Here is a 25,300-nt window from a genome sequence, read left to right as displayed (position 1 = left end):
CGCATCATGAGTACACCATTGTTAATTGCCCGGACGCTGGAAAAAGAGCTGTATTTACTGCCTGCGATGGCGAACCGCCACGGTCTGATCACCGGAGCGACCGGGACAGGCAAAACCGTCACCCTGCAAAAGCTGGCTGAGTCGCTTTCGGAGATTGGCGTACCGGTCTTTATGGCTGACGTGAAAGGCGATTTAACCGGTGTGGCTCAGGAAGGTACGGCCTCTGAAAAACTGCTCGAACGGCTGAAGAATATTGGCATCACGGACTGGACGCCGCATAACAATCCGGTGGTAGTGTGGGATATCTTTGGTGAGAAAGGCCACCCGGTGCGCGCTACCGTCTCCGACCTCGGCCCGCTGCTGCTGGCCCGTCTGCTTAACCTCAACGACGTGCAGTCCGGCGTGCTGAATATTATCTTCCGCATTGCCGACGATCAGGGGCTGTTGCTGCTTGATTTCAAAGATCTGCGCGCCATTACGCAGTACATCGGCGATAACGCCAAATCCTTCCAGAACCAGTACGGCAATATCAGCAGCGCCTCGGTGGGAGCCATTCAGCGCGGGTTGCTGACCCTGGAGCAACAGGGTGCCGAACACTTCTTCGGCGAGCCGATGCTGGATATCAAAGACTGGATGCGCACCGACAGCAGCGGCAAAGGCATCATCAACATTCTGAGCTCCGAGAAGCTCTACCAGATGCCAAAGCTCTACGCCGCCAGCCTGCTGTGGATGCTCTCTGAACTCTACGAACAGTTACCCGAAGCGGGCGATCTGGAAAAACCGAAGCTGGTCTTCTTCTTCGACGAAGCGCACCTTCTGTTTAACGATGCGCCGCAGGTATTGCTGGATAAGATTGAACAGGTCATTCGCCTGATCCGCTCCAAAGGCGTTGGCGTCTGGTTTGTTTCACAAAACCCGTCGGACATCCCGGATAACGTGCTCGGCCAGCTCGGTAACCGCGTGCAGCACGCCCTGCGCGCCTTTACGCCGAAGGATCAGAAAGCGGTGAAAGCCGCCGCGCAGACCATGCGCGCTAATCCTGCCTTTGATACCGAAGCGGCGATTCAGGCGTTAGGCACCGGTGAAGCGCTGATCTCATTCCTGGATGCGAAGGGCAGCCCGTCCGTGGTGGAACGCGCCATGGTGATCGCGCCCTGCTCGCGCATGGGGCCGGTTACCGACGATGAACGTAACGGCCTGATTAACCACTCTCCGGTTTACGGGAAGTACGAAGACGAGGTTGATCGCGAGTCCGCGTTCGAGATGCTGCAAAAAGGAGTGCAGGCGACCACCGAATCCCAGGATGCGCCTGCCGCTAAAGGGCAGTCTGTCGCCGTGGATGACGGTATTCTCGGGGGGCTCAAAGACATCCTGTTCGGCAGCACCGGGCCGCGCGGCGGCAAGCGCGACGGCGTGGTACAAACCATGGCGAAAAGCGCGGCGCGGCAGGTCACCAATCAGATAGTGCGCGGCATGCTGGGAAGTCTGTTAGGCGGCCGTCGCCGGTAGCGGGGATAAAGTAAAACTGTCCTATACTTACCTGAGATTCGCCTTTTTGAATACCTCCCCCGTTTGGGAAGGTATTCAAACGCCTCAGTGCTTATCCATATCGCAGCGCATATGATCCCAGCCGGTGTAGTTTTTCACTTCTGGTACTTTGTCTGGCTGTCCTTGCCAGTTGATTTTAAATTGCTCAATACTCCCCTGGAGCCCTTCTTTGGTCATGTAGACCATGCCCCATGCCGCTCCCGGAGAGCGTGGTTTAATATGATGCACAGAGCCGTCCTCAGCTTCATAGGTTATCCCCGGCCCCCCTGTTGCCAGACGGGGGTCATCATAGGGTTTGGATGACATATATAGTCGGTGTTTGGTTTGCAAGAATCCCTGATCGTTTACGACGGTGAAAGATATCAGGGCATCGTAGGGTGGCGAGGAATCGCCATTAGGTTCGTTTTCAGTGGGCGGGAACGATGAAGGATACCATGTCTTCCCATAGTCTTTAGACACAATCGAGCCGGCTGAATCCCAGGTTGGCAGCGCAATATAACGTTCTGAAGGATGAATAAATTTTTTGGTAAAAATACGATAAAACTGGCTTACGGGTTGAGTTCGAATCCCCCGTTTCGTATCGACATACCAGATTTCACCTGCACAATTCCAGCCTTTCAACTCCAGGTAGCGGTGGCCATCAAAACGGTACACAATTTGCGTAGGACTGGTATCTGCGGAGGGCTGATTCATCGCCCAGATGGTCACGATACCGATAACTAATACTAACCATAAGATGAAAAATTTCCGGCTCACGTGATATACCTACTTTTCGTTAATTTGGCTTATATTTAACGCTCGTGGCATTTCCCATTGCAGAATAATTTTTTCTTCGAACTTAACAGGCTTAACAATGCCATATTCAATTTCCATCCTGTTGCGTTTATGGGGTCGGACACCAGCATAATTATTCACTACCCCAAATTCATCTTTCGGTAATATTGCGTCAGGTTTATTCATAAAAAATTTGGTCGTAGAATCATCCAGTTTTCCTGTTCGGTAATATTCTTTAGCCTGAAAATTCTTATTCAACGGATCCCGCCAGTCCGCGCGATGCAAAAGATCCTCCCAAAAACGGCCAGCCTTATAATCAAAAGATTTGCATTGCCCGATGGCTAAATCAAAGGCCATGGCCTGGGAAGGTGCATACTCGCTCATCACAATGGAGGAGTGCTGGCTGTACCCAACGGGATCAGCTTTCTTCCATTCATCTTCCAGCTCATCGCGGTTTTTCAGCCAAACCAGCGTCAGGTTTCTGAACGTATCGACGCCCGACACAACTCCCTGAATCACTTTGTGCTTCCGCTCAACTGTCATCTCTTGCAGCTCGTCAGGGGTCAGCGAATGGCCTGGCTTCATCGTTGGGTAATAATATTTATCCATAGGAAACATGCCTGAGGCTGTTCTGCTCAGGGCATGGGCTTTCGCGGAATACGAAATATAGGCGTCGGGACTTTCTGGATCGATATAAGCTTCATAGGGTATATCGCAGGTTTTCGGGTCGTTGTCTTTTCGGTTTTTCTCACCCTGTAATTCAAATACAAATGGCTCAGGTAATTCTTCGCCATTGATGACAACATCACGAGCAGAGTAAATCGCGTTCGTAACTGAACTGTATTTCGCATCCCCTTTCTGTATTGCGGGCAGTTCGAAGCACGTTTTGTCTGGCGGGAAACCGACATGACCATGCTGGTAAAAGACCCGCTGATACAGGTTTGGAATATGACAGGCGATGTTTTGCGGGATACCGCGCCAGCCAATGCCCTGAATGTTTTTCAGGGATACCGTTCCGTCATTCGGGCAGAAATAATTATACACCTTGCCGTTATTATCCCGTCGGAACCGAGCATCCTGCCGTAATGGGTTATCTGACGGTTTTCGTAATGTGCAAGCGGCCTCCATCGCCAGCATGTCTGCCTCAGTCACCTCGCCACCTTTGTACTGCGTTGCCATCAGGGCACAGAAATTGCTGAATGTCTGCTGACGGGCAACGCTGGTCTGGTGATGACCAGACTGGGCATTTTCTAATAGTCGCTCTTCCAGCGAATACGGGGAGTGGGTCAGAATGGTGCAGTTAACGGGATCATAACCAGCCTGCTTCACCAGCATATTAGCCAGCATTGTAATGATAGTGCCCTGGCTGTGCGCCACGATGTTAATCACATCGTTCTCTGTAACTGGCTCTTTTCGGATTTGAATAATCAAATCCGCCAGCCGCTGAGCGGCAAAAAACTGATAGATGCGGTGTGGGTTGGGAAAGATGGGGTGGGTGAAATCGCCGCCATTTGCATGCAACGTCATAAAACCGGTGGCAGCGACGGCAACGCCACCGGCCCCCGGGCCAAGCATGTCCGGTATATTGGTGGTTGCATTGGCAAACGTGCCACCACCTTTGGCAAAATTGATATCGAGCGCATTTTTAAAGCAGTCGTTCTGAAATGCAAACGCCCCTTTACTGTCATTACCCAGCGCGGCCTTCTTGGTTTCGTCATCTTCCTGGTAGGCGTCGTAAGGGATGTGGGCGTCGCTGCCCAGCTTTCCGACTTCGTCCCGATAACGCTTCTGGTCAGCGCGCCACTCCTCATGCGTAACCGGCTTATAGCCCCAGTAAAAGGGGATAATGGGAGAACGTCCAGGCTCACAGATTTTCTTTTGCGCCTCTTCGTTGTGGGACATGATGAAATCTTTCCACTCGTGCGCATACAGGTCTGAACGGTTCAACCGCTTGCTTAACCCGGAAATAATCCCTTTTTCCTGATTCTGATAAGCTTCCCCAACATCGTTCACACCGTGCACCAGAATCACAATGCATGGCATCGGGCGCGGAACGCCAACTTTACGGGTCTGGGCTACCAGGCCCAAACTTTTGTGAACAGGAATATCGTTTTCAGATATAACGCGTGGACAATACGGACTTATTCTTACACCTATCATCAACGTATCTCCAGATAATGAATACCGCTGAGACAGCTAAAACAACATAAATTACCTTCCATACGGAATATCCTTTTTAAGAGTGGCGATGTAAGACATTACGCCTGTAAGGAAGGCATTTAAATACGAAATAAAATATCAATAAGCACCACAGAAACTCGGATTATTCATCCAGTGAATAACTCACAGAAAAGAGAAAATGGATTTACTGCGATATTAATAGTCTGACGACTACCCACAACTGAAAAGAATAAGAACCATAGCGACTTAAATAAATAAAACTCATCAAATAAACAAATAACGGGATTCATTTATATTGATAAGTTTTCATTAATACTATTCAAATTATTTATAGCAAAACGCTAACGGTCAGAAATTGGAACCCAAGGCATTCCCAGCGCCGTCCCCTGCACGCCATTCTCCTGCAGGTAGCGGTCGATTTCCACCATCCCCGTCCAGCGGTTCTCACACCATAGCGGTGCCAGAAGCGTTGGACGGCGGGCGCTGGCCGAGATGCGGTGGTAGACAATTTCCGGCGGGGTGTGGCGAATCATCTCCCCCGCCGTCACCGTATAGTCCTCAAGCTCAATACCGCTTAACCGCCCGGCTTCCCAGGCTTTCGCCATAATGCTTCCCGTAACGATATGCAGCGGGTGCAGCTTAATGCCGTCCACGCCGGTCTCAACCACCTTTTCCAGCGTCTCCAGGCCGTGCTGCTGCCCTTCACCCGGCAAGCCGACAATCAGGTGCGAGCAGACCTTCAGCCCGCGCTCGCGGGCCAGGCGAGTGGTGCGCTGGTAGCAGGCGAAATCATGGCCACGGTTAATACGGTGCAGGGTTTTGTCGTGCGCGGTCTGCAGGCCCAGCTCCAGCCAGATCTCGTAGCCTTGCTCTTTGTATTCGCTGAGCAGGTCCAGCACCGCGTCCGGTACGCAGTCCGGGCGCGTGCCCACGCACAGCCCAACGATGTTAGCCTGGCTGACGGCCTGCTGATACATAGAGCGCAGCACCTGCACCTCCGCCCACGTGCTGGTGTAGGCCTGAAAATAGGCCAGATACTGCTTCGCGCGGTTCACCTGGCTTGCCTGATGGACAAGCTGTTCAGCGATAGATTTATGCTGCTGGGCTTCGTCAGCAAAGGACGCAACGTTACAGAAGGTGCAGCCGCCTCGCCCGATGGTGCCATCGCGATTCGGGCAGCTAAACCCGCCGTGCAGCGACAGCTTATGAACCTTTTGCCCGTACCGCTGCAAAAGATCCCCACCAAACATATTGACTAATTTCTGTAACTGCATAATCTGATAGACCGTCCCGGAGAAAGGGGACAAGCCTGCCACTTTTAGCCTCTGTCGGCGATGACCTGGATCAATCGCCCTGGACGGCTTTTATCTATATGAATAAATACTCAGGATTACTGCAATTTCATTCACGCTACCCGTGATTACTTTTCCTTATGTTCTGATTGTTTTTTTCATTTATAGCGCCACCACTGAAAAACAGTGGGTTTATGCGGGTTTGCAGCCATTGCCAGATTATTATTCTGCTATAAAACGGCTATTCAGCACGCTACATTGATAATACCGCTTTCATATAGTGAGTCAGATCACACTCCGCTGCGTCCTGCCAGGGCATACAATCAATGTAAAAATAGTTAAATGACATTTAATTTCAAAGACATAAACTCTCTTTAGCACATTTTTGTATAAATAAGATTGCCATTTGACCTGTGTACCAATTCCCGATAAGTTGGAAATCCGCTGGAAGCTTTCTGGATGAGCGGCCTGCTCATCATATTTATGCAGTAATTGAGATTCCCTCTGAAGCAAGTCCTCAAACTTGTTTACCTGCGCGAAAGGATGAAAAAGAGGGCGAATGCGAGGTCCGCGTATGAAACGCAAACCCCGTCGCCATGCTCTTTCTGTGCCTGTGCGCCACGGTAAAGTTCAGTGGGAAGCCCGACGAGCCTGGGGAGGTTCACTGATATGTTGTACGATAAATCCCTTGAGAAGGATAACTGTGGTTTCGGCCTGATCGCCCACATAGAAGGCGAACCTAGCCACAAGGTAGTGCGTACTGCTATTCACGCACTGGCCCGAATGCAGCACCGTGGCGCTATTCTTGCCGATGGTAAAACGGGCGACGGTTGCGGCCTGCTGCTGCAAAAACCGGATCGTTTCTTCCGCATCGTGGCGGAAGAGCGCGGCTGGCGTTTAGCCAAAAACTACGCTGTCGGCATGCTGTTCCTGAACCAGGATCCTGAAAAGGCTGCCGCCTCACGCCGCATCGTCGAAGAAGAACTTCAGCGTGAAACCCTGTCGATTGTCGGCTGGCGCAATGTGCCAACCAACGAAGGGGTGCTCGGTGAAATCGCCCTCTCCTCGCTGCCTCGTATTGAACAGATTTTCGTCAACGCGCCTGCGGGCTGGCGTCCGCGTGATATGGAACGCCGTCTGTTTATTGCCCGCCGCCGCATTGAAAAACGTCTCCAGGACGATAAAGAGTTCTACGTTTGTAGCCTCTCTAACCTGGTGAACATCTATAAGGGTCTGTGTATGCCGGCTGACCTGCCGCGCTTCTACCTGGACCTGGCGGACCTGCGTCTGGAATCGGCCATTTGCCTGTTCCACCAGCGCTTCTCCACCAACACCGTTCCACGCTGGCCGCTGGCTCAGCCGTTCCGCTACCTGGCGCACAACGGCGAGATCAACACCATCACCGGTAACCGCCAGTGGGCCCGCGCCCGTACCTATAAGTTCCAGACGCCGCTGATTCCTGACCTGCACGATGCCGCGCCGTTCGTGAACGAAACCGGCTCTGACTCCAGCTCAATGGATAACATGCTGGAACTGCTGCTGGCGGGCGGGATGGACATCGTGCGCGCCATGCGTCTGCTTGTGCCACCGGCCTGGCAGAACAACCCTGATATGGACCCCGAGCTGCGCGCGTTCTTCGACTTTAACTCCATGCACATGGAGCCGTGGGACGGCCCGGCGGGCATCGTCATGTCCGACGGCCGCTTCGCCGCCTGTAACCTGGACCGTAACGGTCTGCGTCCGGCACGCTACGTCATTACCAAAGACAAGCTCATCACCTGCGCCTCTGAAGTCGGTATCTGGGATTACCAGCCTGACGAAGTGGTCGAAAAAGGCCGCGTCGGTCCGGGCGAGCTGATGGTGATCGACACCCGCGGTGGGCGCATTCTGCACTCTGCCGAAACCGATCACGATCTGAAAAGCCGCCATCCGTACAAAGAGTGGATGGAGAAGAACGTCCGTCGCCTCGTGCCGTTCGAAGATTTATCGGATGAAGAAGTGGGTCGTCGCGAACTGGACGACGATACGCTTGCAAGCTTCCAGAAACAGTTTAACTACAGCGCAGAAGAGCTGGACTCTGTTATTCGCGTGCTCGGTGAAAACGGCCAGGAAGCGGTCGGATCCATGGGTGATGACACCCCGTTTGCCGTACTCTCCAGCCAGCCACGCATCATTTACGATTACTTCCGCCAGCAGTTCGCGCAGGTGACCAACCCGCCGATCGACCCGCTGCGCGAAGCGCACGTGATGTCGCTGGCTACCAGCATCGGTCGCGAGATGAACGTCTTCTGCGAAGCCGAAGGCCAGGCGCACCGTCTGACCTTTAAATCACCGATCCTGCTGTACTCCGATTTTAAACAGCTCACCACCATGAAAGAGGAGCACTACCGCGCAGACACGCTCGATATTACTTTCGACGTGACCGAAGCGAGCCTCGAAGAGACGGTGAATGCGCTGTGTGACAAAGCCGAACAGATGGTGCGTAACGGTACCGTTCTGCTGGTGCTGTCCGACCGCAATATCGCGAAAAACCGTCTGCCGGTGCCTGCCCCGATGGCTGTTGGCGCTATCCAGACGCGTCTGGTCGACAAGAGCCTGCGCTGCGACGCCAACATTATTGTGGAAACCGCCAGCGCCCGCGACCCGCACCACTTTGCCGTGCTGTTAGGCTTTGGCGCGACGGCGATCTACCCGTACCTGGCCTACGAAACGCTGGCGCGCCTGGTGGATACCCGCGCGATCGACAAAGATTACCGCGCGGTGATGCTGAACTACCGTAACGGCATCAACAAAGGTCTGTACAAGATCATGTCCAAAATGGGCATCTCGACCATTGCCTCCTACCGCTGTTCGAAGCTGTTTGAAGCGGTCGGCCTGCATGACGAGGTCGCCAACCTCTGCTTCCAGGGCGTGGTCAGCCGCATCGGCGGCGCCGGTTTTGCTGACTTCCAGCAGGATCTGGTGAACCTGTCCAAACGCGCCTGGCTGGCACGTAAGCCGCTGGATCAGGGCGGTCTGCTGAAATACGTTCACGGCGGCGAGTATCATGCCTACAACCCGGACGTGGTGCGCACGCTGCAGCAGGCGGTTCAGAGCGGTGAATACAGCGATTACCAGCAGTACGCTGAGCTGGTAAACAACCGCCCGGCGGCAACGCTCCGCGACCTCATTGCCCTGAACCCGGGTGATGAAGCGGTCAGCATTGACGAGGTTGAGCCTGCATCCGAGCTGTTCAAACGCTTCGATACCGCGGCGATGTCCATCGGCGCGCTGAGCCCGGAAGCCCACGAAGCGCTGGCGGAAGCCATGAACAGCATCGGCGGCAACTCGAACTCCGGCGAAGGCGGTGAAGATCCGGCGCGTTACGGCACCAACAAAGTGTCCCGCATCAAGCAGGTGGCGTCCGGCCGCTTTGGCGTGACGCCTGCGTACCTGGTCAACGCCGACGTGATCCAGATTAAAGTCGCTCAGGGTGCGAAACCGGGCGAAGGCGGCCAGCTGCCGGGTGATAAAGTTACCCCGTACATCGCCAAACTGCGCTATTCCGTGCCGGGCGTGACGCTGATCTCCCCGCCGCCGCACCACGATATCTACTCTATCGAGGACCTGGCGCAGCTGATTTTCGACCTGAAGCAGGTCAACCCGAAGGCAATGATCTCCGTGAAGCTGGTTTCCGAACCGGGCGTCGGCACCATCGCTACCGGCGTGGCGAAAGCCTATGCGGATCTCATCACCATCGCCGGTTACGACGGCGGTACCGGCGCAAGCCCGCTCTCCTCCGTCAAATACGCGGGCTGCCCGTGGGAGCTTGGCCTGGTGGAAACCCAGCAGGCGCTGGTGGCGAACGGTCTGCGTCACAAGATCCGTCTGCAGGTGGACGGCGGCCTGAAAACGGGCCTCGACATCATTAAAGCGGCGATCCTCGGCGCGGAAAGCTTCGGCTTCGGTACCGGCCCAATGGTTGCGCTCGGCTGTAAATACCTGCGTATTTGCCACCTGAACAACTGCGCAACCGGCGTTGCTACCCAGGACGAGAAGCTGCGTAAGAACCACTATCACGGTCTGCCGTTCAAAGTGACCAACTACTTTGAGTTCATCGCCCGCGAAACCCGCGAGCTGATGGCGCAGCTGGGCGTGAAGCGTCTGGTGGACCTGATTGGCCGTACCGACCTGCTGAAAGAGCTGGAAGGCTTCACGGCGAAGCAGCAGAAGCTGGAGCTGAGCAAGCTGCTTGAAACCGCGCAGCCGCACCCTGGCAAAGCGGTCTACTGCACCGAGAACAACCCGCCGTTCGATAACGGCGTGCTGAACGCGCAGCTGTTGCAGCAGGCGAAACCGTACGTGGACGACAAGCAGAGCAAAACGTTCTGGTTTGATATCCGCAACACCGACCGCTCCGTGGGCGCCTCCCTCTCCGGCTACATCGCGCAAACGCACGGTGACCAGGGGCTGGCGGCGGATCCGATTACCGCGCATTTCAGCGGTACCGCGGGTCAGAGCTTCGGCGTATGGAACGCAGGCGGCGTTGAGCTGTACCTGACCGGCGATGCCAACGACTACGTCGGTAAAGGCATGGCAGGCGGCCTGCTGGCGGTGCGTCCTCCGGTCGGCTCAGCCTTCCGCAGCCATGAAGCCAGCATCATCGGTAATACCTGCCTGTACGGCGCGACCGGCGGTCGTCTGTTTGCAGCAGGCCGTGCGGGCGAGCGTTTTGCGGTGCGTAACTCCGGTGCTATCACCGTGGTGGAAGGCATTGGCGATAACGGGTGTGAATACATGACGGGCGGGATTGTTTGCGTTCTGGGTAAAACTGGCGTGAACTTCGGCGCGGGCATGACGGGCGGTTTTGCGTACGTCCTGGACGAAGACGGTGAGTTCCGCAAACGCGTGAACCCGGAGCTGGTAGAAGTGCTGGACGTTGATACGCTGGCTATCCATGAAGAACACCTGCGCGGCTTGATTACCGAACACGTGCAGCATACCGGTTCTTCGCGCGGCGAAGAGATCCTGGCAAACTGGCCGGCGTTCTCTGCGAAATTCGCGCTGGTTAAGCCGAAGTCCAGCGATGTTAAAGCCCTGTTGGGTCACCGTAGTCGTAGCGCAGCAGAGCTGCGCGTGCAGGCGCAGTAAGGAATTCAGATGAGCCAGAACGTATACCAGTTTATCGACCTGCAGCGTGTTGATCCGCCAAAGAAACCGCTGAAGATCCGCAAAATTGAATTTGTTGAAATCTACGAGCCGTTTTCAGAAGGCCAGGCCAAGGCACAGGCAGACCGCTGCCTGTCCTGCGGTAACCCTTACTGCGAATGGAAATGTCCGGTACACAACTACATCCCGAACTGGCTGAAGCTGGCCAACGAAGGGCGTATTTTTGAAGCCGCCGAGCTGTCTCACCAGACCAACACCCTGCCGGAAGTGTGCGGCCGCGTGTGCCCTCAGGACCGTCTGTGCGAAGGTTCCTGTACGCTGAACGACGAGTTCGGCGCGGTGACCATCGGCAACATCGAGCGCTATATCAACGATAAAGCGTTCGAGATGGGCTGGCGTCCGGATATGACCGGCGTGAAGCAAACCGACAAGCGCGTGGCAATCATCGGTGCGGGCCCGGCGGGCCTGGCCTGTGCGGACGTGCTGACCCGCAACGGCGTGAAGGCGGTGGTCTTTGACCGCCATCCGGAAATCGGCGGTCTGCTGACCTTCGGTATCCCGGCCTTCAAGCTGGAAAAAGAGGTCATGACCCGTCGCCGTGAAATCTTCACCGGCATGGGCATTGAGTTCAAACTGAACGTGGAAGTGGGCCGCGACGTGCAGCTCGACGACCTGCTGAAGGATTACGACGCCGTGTTCCTCGGCGTGGGCACCTATCAGTCCATGCGCGGCGGTCTGGAGAACGAAGATGCGCCGGGCGTGTACGACGCGCTGCCGTTCCTGATTGCCAACACCAAGCAGATCATGGGCTACGGCGAAACCGCCGATGAGCCGTTCGTCAGCATGGAAGGCAAACGCGTGGTGGTGCTGGGCGGCGGTGATACCGCGATGGACTGCGTGCGTACCTCCATTCGTCAGAATGCGGCACACGTGATCTGCGCCTATCGTCGTGACGAAGAGAACATGCCGGGCTCTAAACGCGAAGTGAAAAACGCGCGTGAAGAGGGCGTGGAGTTCCAGTTCAACATCCAGCCTCTGGGTATTGAAGTGAATGCCAACGGTAAAGTGAGCGGCGTGAAGATGGCGCGCACTGAGATGGGCGCACCGGATGCGAAAGGGCGTCGTCGCGCCGAGATCGTAGCCGGTTCTGAGCACGTGATCCCGGCCGATGCCGTAGTGATGGCGTTCGGCTTCCGTCCTCACAGCATGGAATGGCTGGCGAAGCACAGCGTTGAGCTGGATTCGCAGGGTCGCGTGATTGCGCCAGAAGGCAGCGACAATGCATTCCAGACCAGCAACCCGAAAATCTTCGCCGGTGGCGATATCGTTCGCGGTTCTGACCTGGTGGTAACGGCGATTGCCGAAGGTCGTAAAGCGGCTGACGGGATCCTGAACTACCTGGAAGTGTAAGAAAACGAGCCGGATGGAATTACCATCCGGCTTTTTTATGCGGTTAACAGGCTGGCGCGGACCTTCACCACGGCCTTTTTAATCTCTCCCGCCGAGTCGGTGATACACCCCGGTTTATGCGGTTCCCCCGGCATAAACACCACGAACATCCCCGGCCTTAACGCTAGCGATTGTTCCCCCTCGATGCGACGGCAAAGCTGATAATCCTCGTCGCTATGCATTTCCTCGCACTCGCGCGCGGACTCCGCAACGCCAAACAGAATCCGCTCTTCACCGGCCAACAGGAGCTGAATGTCAATATACCGTGTGTGCAGCTCTGCCTTTTTCTGTTCCGGACTCTGAGTGCAAAACTGCATAACATTCATAAAGATATCTTTGCCTTGCACCTCGTAGTGGCCCGGCGCTTTCTCCTGCGGCCGGGCGGCAACCGCCAGCGCCAGCGCATTCACCAGTACGGCGGGCAGGCCCGACGATGCCAGTGACTGCAGCTCTCCCATCATCATAGCGTGTCTCCCGTTGCTAACAGCGCCGCACCCAATAGCCCAGCGTCGTGGCGATAATGCGCTGCCCGAAGCGCCACCTGATATACCTCTGGCTCCTGCGATAAATAGGCTTTCACCAGGGGCAAATATCCTTCCGCCAGCCCCACGCTGCCGCCGACCACGATAACCTGACAGTCGGTAACAGCTTTGACGTCAGCGATCAGTCGAGCCAGCGTTTGTGCAGAATTTGCCACCAGCTTACGGGCCTGCGGTGTATCCCGACTGAATATTGCCTTCGCATCGAGCCCTGCCAGCTCCTCCTTCGCCTGAGCGGCAATACCTCGCCCTGAGGCAATGGCTTCAACGCACCCTCTTCGCCCACAGCCGCAGAGAGGTCCATCTGGATCCGCCAGCGTGTGGCCAAAATGCCCCGCAAGCCCACCGCTGCCCGACTGCAGTTTTCCATTGAGCACAACACCGCCGCCCACGCCGGTTGAAACCGTCAGAAATGCCATATCCTGTTTCTGGTGCAACGCGCAAAACTCTGCCCATGCGGCGGCCTGCGCGTCGTTAAGTGCCGTCACCGGTAATTGCGTGATGGCTTTCAAAAAGGCGACCAGCGGAAAATGTGCCAGCCCGCCCAGGTTGGAAGGATTGATGGAGGTCAGTACGCCGTTTTGAATAATCCCTGTCGACGCCACCGCCACGCGACGGGCATGCGTAACGAGAGGTAAAACCAGGGCACGTAACGCCTCCTCCAGCGCGCCCGGCGTCTGACTGGCGGGAGTCTGGCACTCCCTACGCATCGACAGAACGTGTCCCTCTATCAGGGCGGCGGCGAGCTTTGTTCCGCCAATATCAATCGCCAGCGTCGTCATTTCACCACCTGCTCGCGTTTGACCGCCCCCGCCGGGAAGGCTCCGCTCAGCGGTTTACCGTCGATAGCATCGTGAGTGCGTAGCGCTTCCGGCCTGATCCAACGCTGAACGCGAGACGGCATATCCAGGCCGATCAACAGGATAACCACAAACGTCAGGCCAAAGGAGAGCGATCCCAGCGCGGTTCCCAACTCCATCCGTTGCGACAGCAGCGCGCCGATCACCGGTGCAAGCGCCCCGCCTAGCGCGCCGACGTTATAGGTAAATCCAAGCCCGGCCGCCCGCTGGTCGGTATCGAAGTAACCACCGATGAGTTTAGGCAAGATCCCGGAAATACCCTGACCCAGCATCTGCTGGAAAAAGAGCAACAGCCCGAGCACCCAGATATTCGCACCGCCGATCGCAAACACCGGAATGATGAGCATCTGCGAGGCCAGCAGGCTGCAGACGTACGCTTTACGGGTTCCCAGCCAGTCGCCAAGAAAACCGCCTACGCAGCAGCCCACCGCCGCGCCAAATCCGCTGAAGAACAGCACGCGGGCCACCGTAACCGGATCGTAGGCCAGCTCCGTTTTCAAATAGGTTGGCAGTAGCGCCTGAATCGGCCACGAGTACAGAAAGGCGAATAGCACCACTACCATCAGCGTTACGCCAGTAGGCCAGCGTTTGCCGCTGCTTTGCACCATAAAGCTGATAAAAACGACAGCGCACAGCAGCCCCAGAATGACCACCATCCCGACGTTGTTTAGCTCCCCGGCAAAGCAGAGCCACAGCGCCATACCGGCAAACAGCGTCATGGCAATATTGATTACGCGGTATTTGCCGCGATAAAGAATATCAACCATCGTACGCACCGGGGCTTTACCTTCATGCTTCGCTTGCCAGTCCTCCGCTTCCGGGATGTTTTTACGCAGCCACAGGGCGAAGACGATGGGCAAAATGCCGATAAAGAATAGCGCACGCCAGCCCCAGACGGGGACCACGAGACTGTAAACCTGCGCGGCAATGACGGCGCCCACGGAGAAACCGGAAATCAGAAAACCGCTCGCCTTGTTGCGCAGATGCTTCGGCCAGCTTTCAATCACGTAGGTTGCGCTGGAACCATATTCGCCTGCCATCCCCATGCCAATCACCATTCTGGCAATAAACATGGTGACGTAGCCTGGCGCAAACCCGCAGGCCAGAGTACCGCAGGAGAACAGAACAATGCTGGTTATCATCGCCAGCTTACGGCCATAGCGATCGCCCATCGCCCCCAGCAGCAGGCCACCAAACCAGCGTGAGATAAAGGCCGCCGAAATTAAACTCGCGGCTTCCACCGTCGTCAGGCCGAACTCACTTTTTACTTCCGTCAGAACTAAGGCAATCAGGACAAAATCGAAGCCATCAAGCAAATATCCCAACCAGGCGGCGGAGAAGGCACGCCACTGCGGGCGGCTGAGATGGCGGTACCACGGGATGCTTTGGGTAGATATACTCATTTCACTCTCCCGACGATTTATCTGTCGTTTTGCCGGACGGCGGCTGCGCCTTATCCGGCCTGCGTAATGCGTTAGCGTTTTTCCGCCATCAGCTGTTCTGCCAGGGCTTTTAACGCTGGCACAAATTTTTCGTCCACAGGGGAAAACGGCTTGCGGCACAGCGGTACGGAAACCACGTCCATGTAGTGCAGCACCGTTTTCAGACCACGGAAGACACCGGCTTTGATCAGCACGTCGATAACCTTATTGCACTCGCTTTGCAGACTCTGCGCGGTGGCGTTATCCCCATCCCGAACCGCTTTAGCGATTGCCTGGTAGCGCCAGCCCATGATGTTGTACGTACTGCCGATCCCTCCGTCAGCGCCTGCAAGCAGACCGGAGGCGAAGATCTCGTCGTAGCCGTTGTAGAGCACAAGTTCCGGATGCGCACGGCGGATCTGTTCCATCTGGAAGAGATCGCCAGAGGTTTGCTTCAGCGCGCCGACGCCCGGCAGCGTGACCAGGGTGTTGATCTGCTCAAGCGTCAGCTTCACGCCGCTGAGGGCCGGAATGTTGTAAACCACCATCGGTAACCCCTCTGCAGCGTCAATAATTGCACGATAGTGATCACAGTGTTCTTCAAAGCTGAACGGATAGTAAAACGGTGTGACGGCGGACACGGCGTCAAACCCAAAGCGGGCAGCGGCGGTGGCCAGCCGCTGGCTCTCTGCTGTGCTGACGCAGCCAACATGGGCAATGAGCGTAATTTTCCCCTTCGCCTCTTCCGCCACGATCTCCATGACTTGCTCACGTTCGGAAAGGCTTTGTACAAAAGCCTCTCCTGTTGAACCACCCACATAAAGCCCGTCGATGCCCTGCTCAATATTGAACTGCACCAGACGGCGCAGGCTCTCTGTATCCAGCATTTGTTGTTGAGTAAACGGGGTCAGGAGTGCGGCCATTACGCCGCGTAATTGCGTTGCCATAGTTACCTCAATCGATCGTGTGTTTGTTAAAATGACATACCTTTATACCTGTTATACCAGACCAATTATGCAGCAGTGGAATACAGAACGCTTATATTGCGATCTGCTTCACTAAAGGATCGTTATTTTTTGGCTTTTGAATGTTGGCCGAAAGCGTGCCAGGTGGCAGAAACGCTGTTGAGATGGGTCTGGAGTGCGCGATCGGCCTCATCCGGGTCCCGGCGGCGGATCGCATCGACGATCGCAATATGCTGGTGATAGCTGACTTCATTATGCTTATACAGCTCGGCATCCGGCACTTTAGGGCGCGCGGCAATCAGCCAGTCGAGCAGCGCAACGTGGATCGCATTAAAGATCGGATTGCCGGGAATTTCCGCCAGCACGCGGTGAAAATCGACGTCGGATCGGATAAACAGGGCGTTATCATCCAGAGACTGGCTGTTGATCTCCAGCGCTTGTGTCAGCCGAGCGATTTGCTCGTCAGTGGCAAATTCAGCGGCAAAACGGACAAGGCTGGATTCAAAGAACAGACGTAGCTGTTCAAAATGGGCAATGCCGCCGGGCTGGGTAAGGAAATCTTTCGCCATGCCTGAAAGCTCGTTGATGATGGTATCGGCAGAAGGCATGGAGACGCGGGCACGTTCACCGTTGTTGATCTGCACCAGTCCTTTACGCTTTAGCGCCGCCAGCGCCTCCCGCACCGAAGGGCGACCCACGTTGAAGAACTCCATCAGCTCACGTTCGGAGGGAAGTTGTTCTCCCTGAGCAAACTCTTTGCGGCGGATCATCTGCTCGAGCTCTTCTTCCACCATATCGGACAGCTTTTTGCGCGCCAGAGGACGACGTCGCAGGCTGCGGCCAATAGTTTCATCAGAGTTTTCAGCTTTAAGATCAGTTGGTTTCATTGCAGTCCGGTGCCATAGAAGTAAAACAATTTATCATAACACAGGAAATTAGAGGGGGCGAAAAGGGGCAGAAAGCAAAACAGGCCCGATTGGGCCTGTTTGATTATTTCACGACGCGAAGAGCCGGACGACCACCGCGCGGAGGCGGATCGTCATCAGGGTCATTGTCGTCGTGATGATCGGGTTTATCACCATCGATAAGTGACATCACCGTGTCGCTTTCGCGCTCATCGGATGCGTTGTCATCATTCAGGCTGGCAACATCTTCATCATACGCCGCTTCCGGCTCGAACATGGTACCCGCACCGTTTTCACGCGCGTAGATAGCCAGCACGGCTGCCAGAGGTACGGAAACCTGACGCGGCACGCCGCCGAAACGCGCGTTGAAGCGCACTTCATCGTTTGCCAGCTCCAGGTTACCCACCGCGCGCGGCGCAATGTTCAGTACGATCTGCCCGTCACGCGCGTATTCCATTGGAACCAGCACGCCCGGCAACGTCACATCCACAACCAGGTGCGGCGTGAGCTGGTTATCCAGCAGCCATTCATAGAAGGCGCGCAGCAGATACGGACGGCGTGGGGTAAGTTGTGACATTTCCACAGTCATTAGCCTCGGCCGAGACGCATTTCACGTTCCGGTTCAGTTAAAGATGCCAGGAAAGAGTCGCGTTCAAATACGCGAGTCATATAGCCCTTCAGCTCTTTCGCGCCAGGACCGCTGAATTCTACGCCCAGGGTTGGCAGACGCCACAGCAGCGGTGCCAGGTAGCAATCCACCAGGCTGAACTCATCGCTCAGGAAGAATGGTTTCTGACCAAACACAGGAGCGATCGCCAGCAGCTCTTCACGCAGTTGTTTACGTGCAGCGTCAGCTTCAGAAGCAGAACCGCTGGTAATCACGTTCATCAGCGAGTACCAGTCTTTTTCGATACGCTGCATGTACAGGCGGCTTTCACCACGCGCGACAGGGTAAACAGGCATCAATGGCGGATGCGGGAAACGCTCATCCAGATATTCCATAATGATACGGGATTCCCACAGGGTCAGCTCGCGATCCACCAGCGTCGGTACGCTTTGGCTCGGGTTGAGATCGATCAGATCCTGAGGCGGGTTATCCTTTTCCACATGCTCGATCTCAAAACTGACACCCTTCTCGGCCAGCACGATACGAACCTGATGGCTATAAATGTCAGTAGGACCAGAAAACAGCGTCATTACCGAACGTTTGTTGGCAGCGACAGCCATGAAAACCTCCAGGTATATTCAGAATTTTTACTGCTACCAGCCCAACAGGGGCCAGCCAGATGTTGTATCGCCCATCCCAGAGAAAACACATTGTTCAAGAAACGAACAAAAATCGAGTATTCACCGATATTTGGGCAGAAAATTGGATGATAGTTTACCAGATTTTGATGGCTTTGTGGTGAGGGGATTCTGGAAATGTGGAAAAAGAGAAGATATATGCATGGATATTGTGGATAACCTGCGCATTATCCATAAAAAAACCCGCCGAAGCGGGTTTTTCGCCAATCGTTCTGCGTAAGCAGAATGGATTAACGTTTGGAGAACTGTGGACGACGACGTGCTTTACGCAGACCCACTTTCTTACGTTCAACCTGACGCGCGTCACGAGTAACGAAGCCAGCTTTACGCAGTTCAGAACGCAGGGATTCGTCGTACTCCATCAGAGCGCGGGTGATACCGTGACGGATCGCACCTGCCTGACCGGAGATACCACCACCTTTAACGGTGATGTACAGATCCAGTTTTTCTACCATGTCAACCAGTTCCAGCGGCTGGCGAACTACCATGCGGGCAGTTTCGCGACCGAAGTATTGTTCCAGAGAACGCTGGTTGATTACGATTTTACCACTGCCCGGTTTGATGAAAACGCGAGCTGCGGAACTTTTGCGGCGACCAGTGCCGTAGTATTGATTTTCAGCCATTGCCTATAATCCCGATTAGATGTCAAGAACTTGCGGTTGCTGTGCCGCGTGGTTGTGCTCGTTGCCTGCGTAAACTTTCAGTTTACGGAACATAGCACGACCCAGCGGGCCTTTTGGCAGCATGCCTTTAACCGCGATTTCAATCACACGCTCAGGACGGCGGGCAATCATCTCTTCAAAGGTCGCTTCTTTGATACCACCGATGTGGCCAGTGTGGTGATAGTACACTTTGTCAGTACGCTTGTTGCCGGTTACAGCAACTTTATCAGCGTTCAGAACGATGATGTAATCACCGGTATCAACGTGCGGAGTGTATTCCGCTTTATGCTTACCGCGCAGGCGACGAGCCAGTTCAGTAGCCAGACGGCCCAGAGTTTTACCGGTCGCGTCAACAACATACCAGTCGCGCTGTACGGTTTCTGGTTTAGCTGTAAAAGTTTTCATTAAAAGCTTACCCAAATAATAAGTTACACGTTGGTGAACACCCAAACGTTTAGTCAGTTGAGGTTCACACGACAAAGTCCGGCAAACCTACCCCTTCGAATAGCACATGCCGACACATAGAAAGTTTCGGGAAAAAAACCTTCTCGTAACGTGGGGTCGCAAGATTATAGAGAAGTTGAGGTCAAAGATCGACCCTTAAATGTGATTTGGAATGGGTTTTTCGGGGGTGTGGAAAATGCCGGGTGGCGGCTGCGCCTTACCCGGCCTACAAGGTTCCCTTCTCAGGGAGAGGGTGGCATTTATGGCATATGCTCCAGCTTCAGGTATTCCTCACTCTGCATCTCCTGCAGGCGCGACAGGCAGCGCTGGAACTCAAATTTCAGCCGCTCTCCCTGGTAAATCTCATATAAAGGTACCTCGGCGCTGACCACCAGCTTGACGTGGCGCTCATAAAACTCATCCACCAGCGCAATGAAGCGCCGTGCTTCGCTCTCCATCAGCCGCGTCATCACCGGCACGTCCAGCACCATCACGGTGTGGAACAGACGCGAAAGCGCAATGTAGTCGTGCTGGCTGCGGGCATCCACGCAGAGCGTCGTAAAGGAGACCGCCAGCGTTTGGTTTTCGACGCCAAGCGTGGGCAGCGGTCGATGGTTAATCTCGAGTTCCGGGGCGTGCTCGCGTTTTGCCCCCGCCAGCGCCAGCCAGAGTGTATCCATCTCGCGGGTGGTCTCTGCATTTAACGGCGAAAGCCACAGATGCGCCTGAGTCAGCGTGCGCAGACGATAATCGACACCGGCATCAACGTTCATGATGTCGCAGTGCTGCTTGATGGCATCAATGGCGGGCAGGAAGCGTGCCCGCTGCAGGCCGTTACGATAGAGCTCATCCGGCGGGATATTCGACGTGGCCACCAGCGTGATCCCGCGGGCAAATAGCGCTTTCATCAGGCCGCCTAGCAGCATGGCATCGGTGATGTCAGACACAAAAAACTCGTCGAAGCAGAGCACGTCCGTTTCAGCTTTGAACCTGTCGGCCACAATCTCCAGCGGATCGCTTTTGCCCTGCAGTGCGGTCAGCTCTTCATGCACCCGCAGCATAAAACGATGGAAGTGCAGACGCTGCTTACGTGCGCCAGGCAGGCTCATGTAAAACAGGTCCATCAGCCAGGTTTTTCCGCGACCGACCCCGCCCCACATATATAAACCGCGTACCGGCGCGTGAGCCTGTGGCGCTTTTTTACCGAGCAACCGCCCAAATGCCGCCTTTAGCCCACCGTTCTGTTCGACTTCAGCGGGTTTTGCCGTGAGCTCCTGATAAATCATCTCCAGACGGTTTACCGCCTCACGTTGAACGTCATCAGGCTGATGAGTGCCCTCGTTAAGGGCCAGTTGATAACGCGATGCAGGGGACAGGTTTTGCATAATCTTATTGTTATTCCTTCAATTAACGCTCACCAGCAGACGTGACTGATGAAAAAAAGGCCGTTCTACACTACGCGATGATACGTCAGGATTCCACTTCTGCAGAAATAGCGGTTATAGTGGCATTATCAGGCACAGGCAGGAGCCGAGCCAACACCCTACGGAACAACAAGACAACGGGAGAAGTTCATGACCTGGGAATATGCGCTAATCGGTTTAGTCGTCGGCATCGTCATCGGTGCTGTGGCCATGCGTTTCGGTAATCGCAAATTGCGTCAGCAGCAGTCACTGCAGTACGAACTGGAAAAGAACAAAGCCGAGCTGGAAGAGTATCGTGAAGAGCTGGTCAGCCATTTTGCCCGCAGCGCCGAGCTGCTGGACAACATGGCAACCGACTATCGTCAGCTGTATCAACATATGGCAAAAAGCTCCAGCAGCCTGCTGCCGGAAATGACCGCGGAAACCAACCCGTTCCGCAACCGTCTGGCTGACTCTGAAGCCGGTAACGATCAGGCGCCCGTTCAGATGCCTCGCGACTATTCCGATGGCGCGTCCGGCCTGCTGCGCGGCGGTGTAAAACGCGATTAATCGCACAACCTGAATTTATTTTACGGGCGCAGCGATTGCGCCCGTCCTTTCCTGATGACCCCAGCTATCATTTAGTTAAACACCTCATTGTTCAGCGGTTTAAAATTCAATAACATCAACGTGTTTTTAGGGCCGTTTTTCCTTTATTCCAGGTTACGAGAGTCAACATCGATGAAGAAAAAAAACCAGCTGTTGAGCGCTATCGCGTTAAGTGTCGGGTTATCTCTCTCGGCGTCCGTCCCTGTATTTGCCGCCATTCCTTCCCAGGTGCCTGGCCAGGCGGCCATTCCAAGCCTCGCGCCCATGCTGGAAAAAGTGTTGCCTGCGGTCGTTAGCGTTCAGGTTGAGGGCACCGCAGTACAAAGCCAACGCGTCCCTGAAGAACTGAAAAAATATTTCGGCGATGAGTCTCCCGACCAGCAGGCGCAGCCTTTTGAAGGCCTGGGCTCTGGCGTCATTATTGATGCGGCAAAAGGCTATATCCTGACCAACAACCACGTCATCAGCCAGGCCGATAAAATCAGCGTCCAGCTTAACGATGGCCGTGAATTTGATGCCAAACTGATCGGCGGCGACGACCAGAGCGACATCGCGCTGCTGCAGGTACAAAACCCAAGCAACCTGACCCAGATTGCCATCGCGGATTCCGACAAACTGCGCGTCGGCGATTTTGCCGTCGCCGTGGGCAACCCCTTTGGCTTAGGGCAGACCGCAACTTCCGGGATCGTCTCGGCGCTGGGACGCAGCGGTCTCAACCTGGAAGGGCTGGAAAACTTTATCCAGACCGATGCATCAATCAACCGTGGTAACTCCGGCGGAGCATTGCTTAACCTTAACGGCGAGCTGATCGGGATTAACACGGCTATTCTGGCCCCGGGCGGCGGCAGCATCGGGATCGGTTTTGCTATCCCCAGCAATATGGCCAAAACCCTGGCGCAGCAGCTGATCCAGTTCGGTGAAATCAAACGCGGGCTGCTGGGTATTAAAGGTATGGAGATGAGCGCGGATATCGCAAAAGCCTTCAATATCAACGTACAGCGCGGGGCGTTTGTCAGTGAAGTGCTGCCAAACTCCGGCTCGGCAAAAGCGGGCGTGAAATCAGGGGATGTGATCGTCAGCCTGAACGACAAACCGTTGAACAGCTTTGCAGAACTGCGTTCACGGATTGCCACGACGGAACCTGGCGCCAAAGTGAAGCTGGGCCTGATACGTGACGGCAAGCCGCTTGACGTTGAGGTGACGCTGGATAAGAGCACCTCTTCCTCGGCCAGCGCGGAGCTTATCGCCCCGGCGCTACAGGGGGCTACGTTGAGCGACGGGCAGCTGAAGGACGGTACGAAAGGCATTAGCATCGATACCGTCGAGAAGAGCAGCCCTGCCGCACAGGCCGGATTGCATCAGGATGACGTGATTATCGGTGTCAACCGCAACCGCGTGCAGTCTATTGCCGAACTGCGCAAGGTGCTGGAAAGCAAACCAGCGGTTATTGCCCTGCAGGTCATGCGTGGCAATGAGTCCATCTATATTCTGTTGCGCTAAGCATTTGCGACCCGGACATCACCGCTGCGTGTGATGTCCGGATAACTCATGTTATGCTGCAAATCGTTCCTTTTTTAACGACACGCGCATCATGCTTTTAAAGCTCTTACGTTCTACTGTCATCGGTTTGATTGTCGCTGGCCTGCTGCTGCTGGCGCTGCCGTCTTTACGTCAGTTCAATAAACTGTCGGCTCCCCAGTTCGATAGCACGGATGAAACGCCGGCCACCTATAACCAGGCCGTCCGCCGTGCCGCACCTGCCGTGGTTAACGTCTATAACCGAGGCCTGAATACCTCAGCCCATAACCAGCTGGAGATCCGCACCCTCGGCTCCGGCGTGATCATGGACGAGCGCGGCTACATTATTACCAACAAGCACGTGATTAACGATGCCGACCAGATCATCGTCGCTCTGCAGGATGGCCGCGTGTTTGAGGCGTTACTCGTTGGTTCTGACAGCCTGACCGACCTGGCCGTTCTGAAAATTAACGCCACGGGCGGTTTGCCGGTCATCCCGATCAACCGTAAACGTACCCCGCATATTGGTGACGTCGTACTGGCTATCGGTAACCCTTACAACCTGGGCCAGACCATCACCCAGGGGATAATTAGCGCGACCGGTCGTATCGGTCTGAACCCCTCCGGGCGGCAGAACTTCCTGCAAACCGATGCCTCCATCAACCACGGTAACTCCGGCGGGGCGCTGGTGAACTCGCTGGGCGAGCTGATGGGTATCAATACCCTCTCGTTCGATAAAAGTAACGACGGTGAGACGCCGGAAGGGATCGGCTTTGCCATTCCGTTCCAGCTGGCGACCAAAATTATGGATAAACTGATCCGCGACGGACGCGTGATCCGCGGCTATATCGGTATCGGCGGGCGCGAAATTGCACCGATGCATACCCAGGGCGGCGGTATCGATCAGATTCAGGGCATCGTGGTTAACGAGGTGGCACCGGGTGGTCCGGCGGCTAACGCGGGGATTCAGGTAAACGATGTCATTGTTTCGGTCAACGGCACGCCAGCGGTCTCTGCGCTGGAGACGATGGATCAGGTGGCAGAAATTCGCCCGGGTTCTATCATTCCTGTTGAGGTCATGCGCAACGATAAGAAACTGACGCTGCACGTGACGATTCAGGAATACCCGGCCACTAACTGACAGGCATAAAAAAACGGAGCGATAAGCTCCGTTTTTTTTACCGGGAGACGGTTCGTATTACTTGTTAACGAACTCTTCGCCCAGGGTGATATCTTTCTTCAGCGTATCCAGCATGCCTTCCATCGCGTGTTGTTCAAACGCGCTCAGCGTACCAATGGATTTACGCTCTTCGATACCGTTTTTACCCAGCAGCAGCGGTTGGGAGAAGAAGCGAGCGTGTTCGCCATCGCCTTCAACGTAAGCGCATTCAACAACGCCTTTCTCGCCCTGCAGAGCGCGAACCAGTGACAGACCAAAACGCGCAGCCGCCTGGCCCATAGACAGGGTTGCAGAACCGCCACCCGCCTTCGCTTCCACCACTTCGGTGCCCGCGTTCTGGATACGTTTAGTCAGGTCAGCCACTTCCTGCTCGGTGAAGCTCACGCCTGGGATCTGCGACAGCAGAGGCAGGATGGTGACGCCAGAGTGACCGCCAATTACCGGTACTTCCACTTCTGTTGGCTGCTTGCCTTTCAGCTCAGCAACAAAGGTGTTGGAACGGATGATATCCAGCGTGGTTACGCCGAACAGTTTGTTTTTGTCGTAGACACCCGCTTTCTTCAGCACTTCTGCCGCGATAGCCACGGTGGTGTTCACCGGGTTAGTGATGATGCCGATGCATGCTTTCGGGCAGATTTCTGCAATCTGCTGCACCAGGTTTTTCACGATGCCCGCGTTGACGTTGAACAGGTCTGAACGATCCATGCCTGGCTTACGCGCCACGCCTGCAGAAATCAGCACCACGTCGGCACCCTGCAGCGCAGGACGTGCATCTTCACCGGAGAAGCCTTTGATTTTTACAGCAGTCGGGATGTGGCTCAGGTCAACCGCCACACCTGGGGTTACCGGAGCAATATCGTACAGGGAGAGTTCTGAGCCTGAAGGCAGTTGGGTTTTCAGTAGTAGGGCAAGCGCCTGGCCGATACCACCAGCAGCGCCGAGGACTGCGACTTTCATCCTAAACTCCTTATTATGGTTAACTTAAGTATCTGTAAATCCGTTGCGGCGACCATAATTCAGCAAGTAAATAATTACAATTTTCGTAGCTAAAGAATTTGAGGTCACGCGACTTTATCTCTCACCAGAAGACTATCTGA

Annotated in this window: 20 protein-coding genes; 6 read left to right on the top strand and 14 right to left on the bottom strand. The window is 55.1% G+C overall.

What is annotated here, in order from left to right:
* Positions 1 to 6 precede the first annotated feature (6 nt).
* Entirely contained in the window at positions 7 to 1,509 is a 1,503-nt protein-coding gene (locus tag ADJ24_RS13940) for a helicase HerA-like C-terminal domain-containing protein (protein WP_023309371.1), read from the top strand.
* Between the two features lie 84 nt (positions 1,510 to 1,593).
* On the opposite strand, the gene ADJ24_RS13935 is transcribed toward ADJ24_RS13940, so the two are convergent.
* From ADJ24_RS13935 to ADJ24_RS13925, 3 genes are all read right to left on the bottom strand, one after another.
* Positions 1,594 to 2,241, bottom strand: coding sequence for a T6SS immunity protein Tli3 family protein (locus tag ADJ24_RS13935; protein WP_032668272.1), 648 nt, complete (start codon positions 2,239 to 2,241; stop codon positions 1,594 to 1,596).
* Between the two features lie 72 nt (positions 2,242 to 2,313).
* Complete coding sequence (locus ADJ24_RS13930; RefSeq protein ID WP_048702678.1) at positions 2,314 to 4,482, bottom strand: T6SS effector phospholipase Tle3 domain-containing protein; 2,169 nt, start codon at positions 4,480 to 4,482, stop codon at positions 2,314 to 2,316.
* Between the two features lie 362 nt (positions 4,483 to 4,844).
* A complete protein-coding gene (locus ADJ24_RS13925; RefSeq protein WP_123244539.1) occupies positions 4,845 to 5,777 on the bottom strand; it encodes a TIGR01212 family radical SAM protein in 933 nt (310 codons plus the stop codon).
* 687 nt (positions 5,778 to 6,464) lie between these two features.
* Between ADJ24_RS13925 and gltB the strand changes: the two genes are divergently transcribed.
* Entirely contained in the window at positions 6,465 to 10,925 is a 4,461-nt protein-coding gene (gltB, locus tag ADJ24_RS13920; protein WP_032665053.1) for a glutamate synthase large subunit, read from the top strand.
* Positions 10,926 to 10,934: 9 nt separating this feature from the next.
* On the top strand, positions 10,935 to 12,353 hold the full coding sequence (gene gltD, locus ADJ24_RS13915; RefSeq protein WP_023309377.1) for a glutamate synthase subunit GltD: 1,419 nt from the start codon (positions 10,935 to 10,937) through the stop codon (positions 12,351 to 12,353).
* Positions 12,354 to 12,388: 35 nt separating this feature from the next.
* Here gltD and nanQ read toward each other — a convergent pair whose 3' ends face one another.
* The 10 genes from nanQ to zapE all read right to left on the bottom strand — a co-directional run bounded on the left by nanQ (position 12,389) and on the right by zapE (position 20,878).
* Complete coding sequence (gene nanQ, locus ADJ24_RS13910; protein ID WP_023309378.1) at positions 12,389 to 12,856, bottom strand: N-acetylneuraminate anomerase; 468 nt, start codon at positions 12,854 to 12,856, stop codon at positions 12,389 to 12,391.
* A complete protein-coding gene (gene nanK / locus ADJ24_RS13905) occupies positions 12,853 to 13,713 on the bottom strand; it encodes an N-acetylmannosamine kinase (RefSeq protein WP_023309379.1) in 861 nt (286 codons plus the stop codon). Before nanK ends, nanQ begins: the two co-directional genes overlap by 4 nt.
* Complete coding sequence (locus tag ADJ24_RS13900; protein WP_023309380.1) at positions 13,710 to 15,194, bottom strand: MFS transporter; 1,485 nt, start codon at positions 15,192 to 15,194, stop codon at positions 13,710 to 13,712. The genes nanK and ADJ24_RS13900 overlap by 4 nt, the downstream gene beginning before the upstream one ends.
* Positions 15,195 to 15,265: 71 nt before the next feature.
* Positions 15,266 to 16,159: an N-acetylneuraminate lyase gene (gene nanA, locus ADJ24_RS13895; protein WP_023309381.1), complete on the bottom strand. Its 894-nt coding sequence runs from the start codon at positions 16,157 to 16,159 to the stop codon at positions 15,266 to 15,268.
* A 122-nt stretch (positions 16,160 to 16,281) separates the two neighbouring features.
* Entirely contained in the window at positions 16,282 to 17,064 is a 783-nt protein-coding gene (nanR, locus tag ADJ24_RS13890) for a transcriptional regulator NanR (protein ID WP_023309382.1), read from the bottom strand.
* Between the two features lie 103 nt (positions 17,065 to 17,167).
* Positions 17,168 to 17,665, bottom strand: a complete 498-nt coding sequence (sspB, locus tag ADJ24_RS13885) for a ClpXP protease specificity-enhancing factor (protein ID WP_024906337.1) — start codon at positions 17,663 to 17,665, stop codon at positions 17,168 to 17,170.
* Between the two features lie 5 nt (positions 17,666 to 17,670).
* Positions 17,671 to 18,309: a stringent starvation protein SspA gene (gene sspA / locus ADJ24_RS13880; protein ID WP_014885418.1), complete on the bottom strand. Its 639-nt coding sequence runs from the start codon at positions 18,307 to 18,309 to the stop codon at positions 17,671 to 17,673.
* A gap of 308 nt (positions 18,310 to 18,617) precedes the next feature.
* Positions 18,618 to 19,010, bottom strand: a complete 393-nt coding sequence (rpsI, locus tag ADJ24_RS13875) for a 30S ribosomal protein S9 (protein WP_003860436.1) — start codon at positions 19,008 to 19,010, stop codon at positions 18,618 to 18,620.
* Between the two features lie 15 nt (positions 19,011 to 19,025).
* On the bottom strand, positions 19,026 to 19,454 hold the full coding sequence (gene rplM, locus ADJ24_RS13870; protein ID WP_006178824.1) for a 50S ribosomal protein L13: 429 nt from the start codon (positions 19,452 to 19,454) through the stop codon (positions 19,026 to 19,028).
* A gap of 299 nt (positions 19,455 to 19,753) precedes the next feature.
* Positions 19,754 to 20,878: a cell division protein ZapE gene (gene zapE / locus ADJ24_RS13865; RefSeq protein WP_023309384.1), complete on the bottom strand. Its 1,125-nt coding sequence runs from the start codon at positions 20,876 to 20,878 to the stop codon at positions 19,754 to 19,756.
* Between the two features lie 189 nt (positions 20,879 to 21,067).
* Between zapE and zapG the strand changes: the two genes are divergently transcribed.
* From zapG to degS, 3 genes are all read left to right on the top strand, one after another.
* Positions 21,068 to 21,466 carry a Z-ring associated protein ZapG gene (gene zapG / locus ADJ24_RS13860; protein WP_008502832.1) on the top strand — a complete coding sequence of 133 codons (399 nt, stop codon included), beginning with the start codon at positions 21,068 to 21,070 and terminating at the stop codon, positions 21,464 to 21,466.
* Between the two features lie 171 nt (positions 21,467 to 21,637).
* Positions 21,638 to 23,005: a serine endoprotease DegQ gene (gene degQ, locus ADJ24_RS13855; RefSeq protein ID WP_023309385.1), complete on the top strand. Its 1,368-nt coding sequence runs from the start codon at positions 21,638 to 21,640 to the stop codon at positions 23,003 to 23,005.
* Positions 23,006 to 23,096: 91 nt separating this feature from the next.
* Entirely contained in the window at positions 23,097 to 24,164 is a 1,068-nt protein-coding gene (gene degS, locus ADJ24_RS13850) for an outer membrane-stress sensor serine endopeptidase DegS (protein ID WP_023309386.1), read from the top strand.
* Positions 24,165 to 24,221: 57 nt separating this feature from the next.
* Here degS and mdh read toward each other — a convergent pair whose 3' ends face one another.
* Entirely contained in the window at positions 24,222 to 25,160 is a 939-nt protein-coding gene (mdh, locus tag ADJ24_RS13845; protein ID WP_023309387.1) for a malate dehydrogenase, read from the bottom strand.
* Positions 25,161 to 25,300 lie beyond the last annotated feature (140 nt).

The sequence above is a fragment of the Enterobacter sp. 940_PEND genome, assembly GCF_001059415.1.
In the GTDB taxonomy this organism is placed as follows: domain Bacteria; phylum Pseudomonadota; class Gammaproteobacteria; order Enterobacterales; family Enterobacteriaceae; genus Enterobacter; species Enterobacter cloacae_M.
The sequence above is the reverse complement of the archived record's forward strand: the minus strand, read 5'-3'. Positions and strand labels throughout refer to the sequence as shown.

Excerpts from the sequence above, each read along its gene's own strand:
- rpsI (WP_003860436.1), bottom strand. The coding sequence starts at position 19,010 with ATGGCTGAAAATCAATACTACGGCACTGGTCGCCGCAAAAGTTCCGCA.
- gltB (WP_032665053.1), top strand. The coding sequence starts at position 6,465 with ATGTTGTACGATAAATCCCTTGAGAAGGATAACTGTGGTTTCGGCCTG.
- ADJ24_RS13900 (WP_023309380.1), bottom strand. The coding sequence starts at position 15,194 with ATGAGTATATCTACCCAAAGCATCCCGTGGTACCGCCATCTCAGCCGC.
- nanR (WP_023309382.1), bottom strand. The coding sequence starts at position 17,064 with ATGAAACCAACTGATCTTAAAGCTGAAAACTCTGATGAAACTATTGGC.
- zapG (WP_008502832.1), top strand. The coding sequence starts at position 21,068 with ATGACCTGGGAATATGCGCTAATCGGTTTAGTCGTCGGCATCGTCATC.
- degQ (WP_023309385.1), top strand. The coding sequence starts at position 21,638 with ATGAAGAAAAAAAACCAGCTGTTGAGCGCTATCGCGTTAAGTGTCGGG.
- ADJ24_RS13930 (WP_048702678.1), bottom strand. The coding sequence starts at position 4,482 with ATGATAGGTGTAAGAATAAGTCCGTATTGTCCACGCGTTATATCTGAA.
- gltD (WP_023309377.1), top strand. The coding sequence starts at position 10,935 with ATGAGCCAGAACGTATACCAGTTTATCGACCTGCAGCGTGTTGATCCG.
- nanK (WP_023309379.1), bottom strand. The coding sequence starts at position 13,713 with ATGACGACGCTGGCGATTGATATTGGCGGAACAAAGCTCGCCGCCGCC.
- ADJ24_RS13940 (WP_023309371.1), top strand. The coding sequence starts at position 7 with ATGAGTACACCATTGTTAATTGCCCGGACGCTGGAAAAAGAGCTGTAT.
- sspA (WP_014885418.1), bottom strand. The coding sequence starts at position 18,309 with ATGGCTGTCGCTGCCAACAAACGTTCGGTAATGACGCTGTTTTCTGGT.
- nanQ (WP_023309378.1), bottom strand. The coding sequence starts at position 12,856 with ATGATGATGGGAGAGCTGCAGTCACTGGCATCGTCGGGCCTGCCCGCC.
- ADJ24_RS13935 (WP_032668272.1), bottom strand. The coding sequence starts at position 2,241 with ATGAATCAGCCCTCCGCAGATACCAGTCCTACGCAAATTGTGTACCGT.
- rplM (WP_006178824.1), bottom strand. The coding sequence starts at position 19,454 with ATGAAAACTTTTACAGCTAAACCAGAAACCGTACAGCGCGACTGGTAT.
- mdh (WP_023309387.1), bottom strand. The coding sequence starts at position 25,160 with ATGAAAGTCGCAGTCCTCGGCGCTGCTGGTGGTATCGGCCAGGCGCTT.
- degS (WP_023309386.1), top strand. The coding sequence starts at position 23,097 with ATGCTTTTAAAGCTCTTACGTTCTACTGTCATCGGTTTGATTGTCGCT.
- nanA (WP_023309381.1), bottom strand. The coding sequence starts at position 16,159 with ATGGCAACGCAATTACGCGGCGTAATGGCCGCACTCCTGACCCCGTTT.
- zapE (WP_023309384.1), bottom strand. The coding sequence starts at position 20,878 with ATGCAAAACCTGTCCCCTGCATCGCGTTATCAACTGGCCCTTAACGAG.
- ADJ24_RS13925 (WP_123244539.1), bottom strand. The coding sequence starts at position 5,777 with ATGCAGTTACAGAAATTAGTCAATATGTTTGGTGGGGATCTTTTGCAG.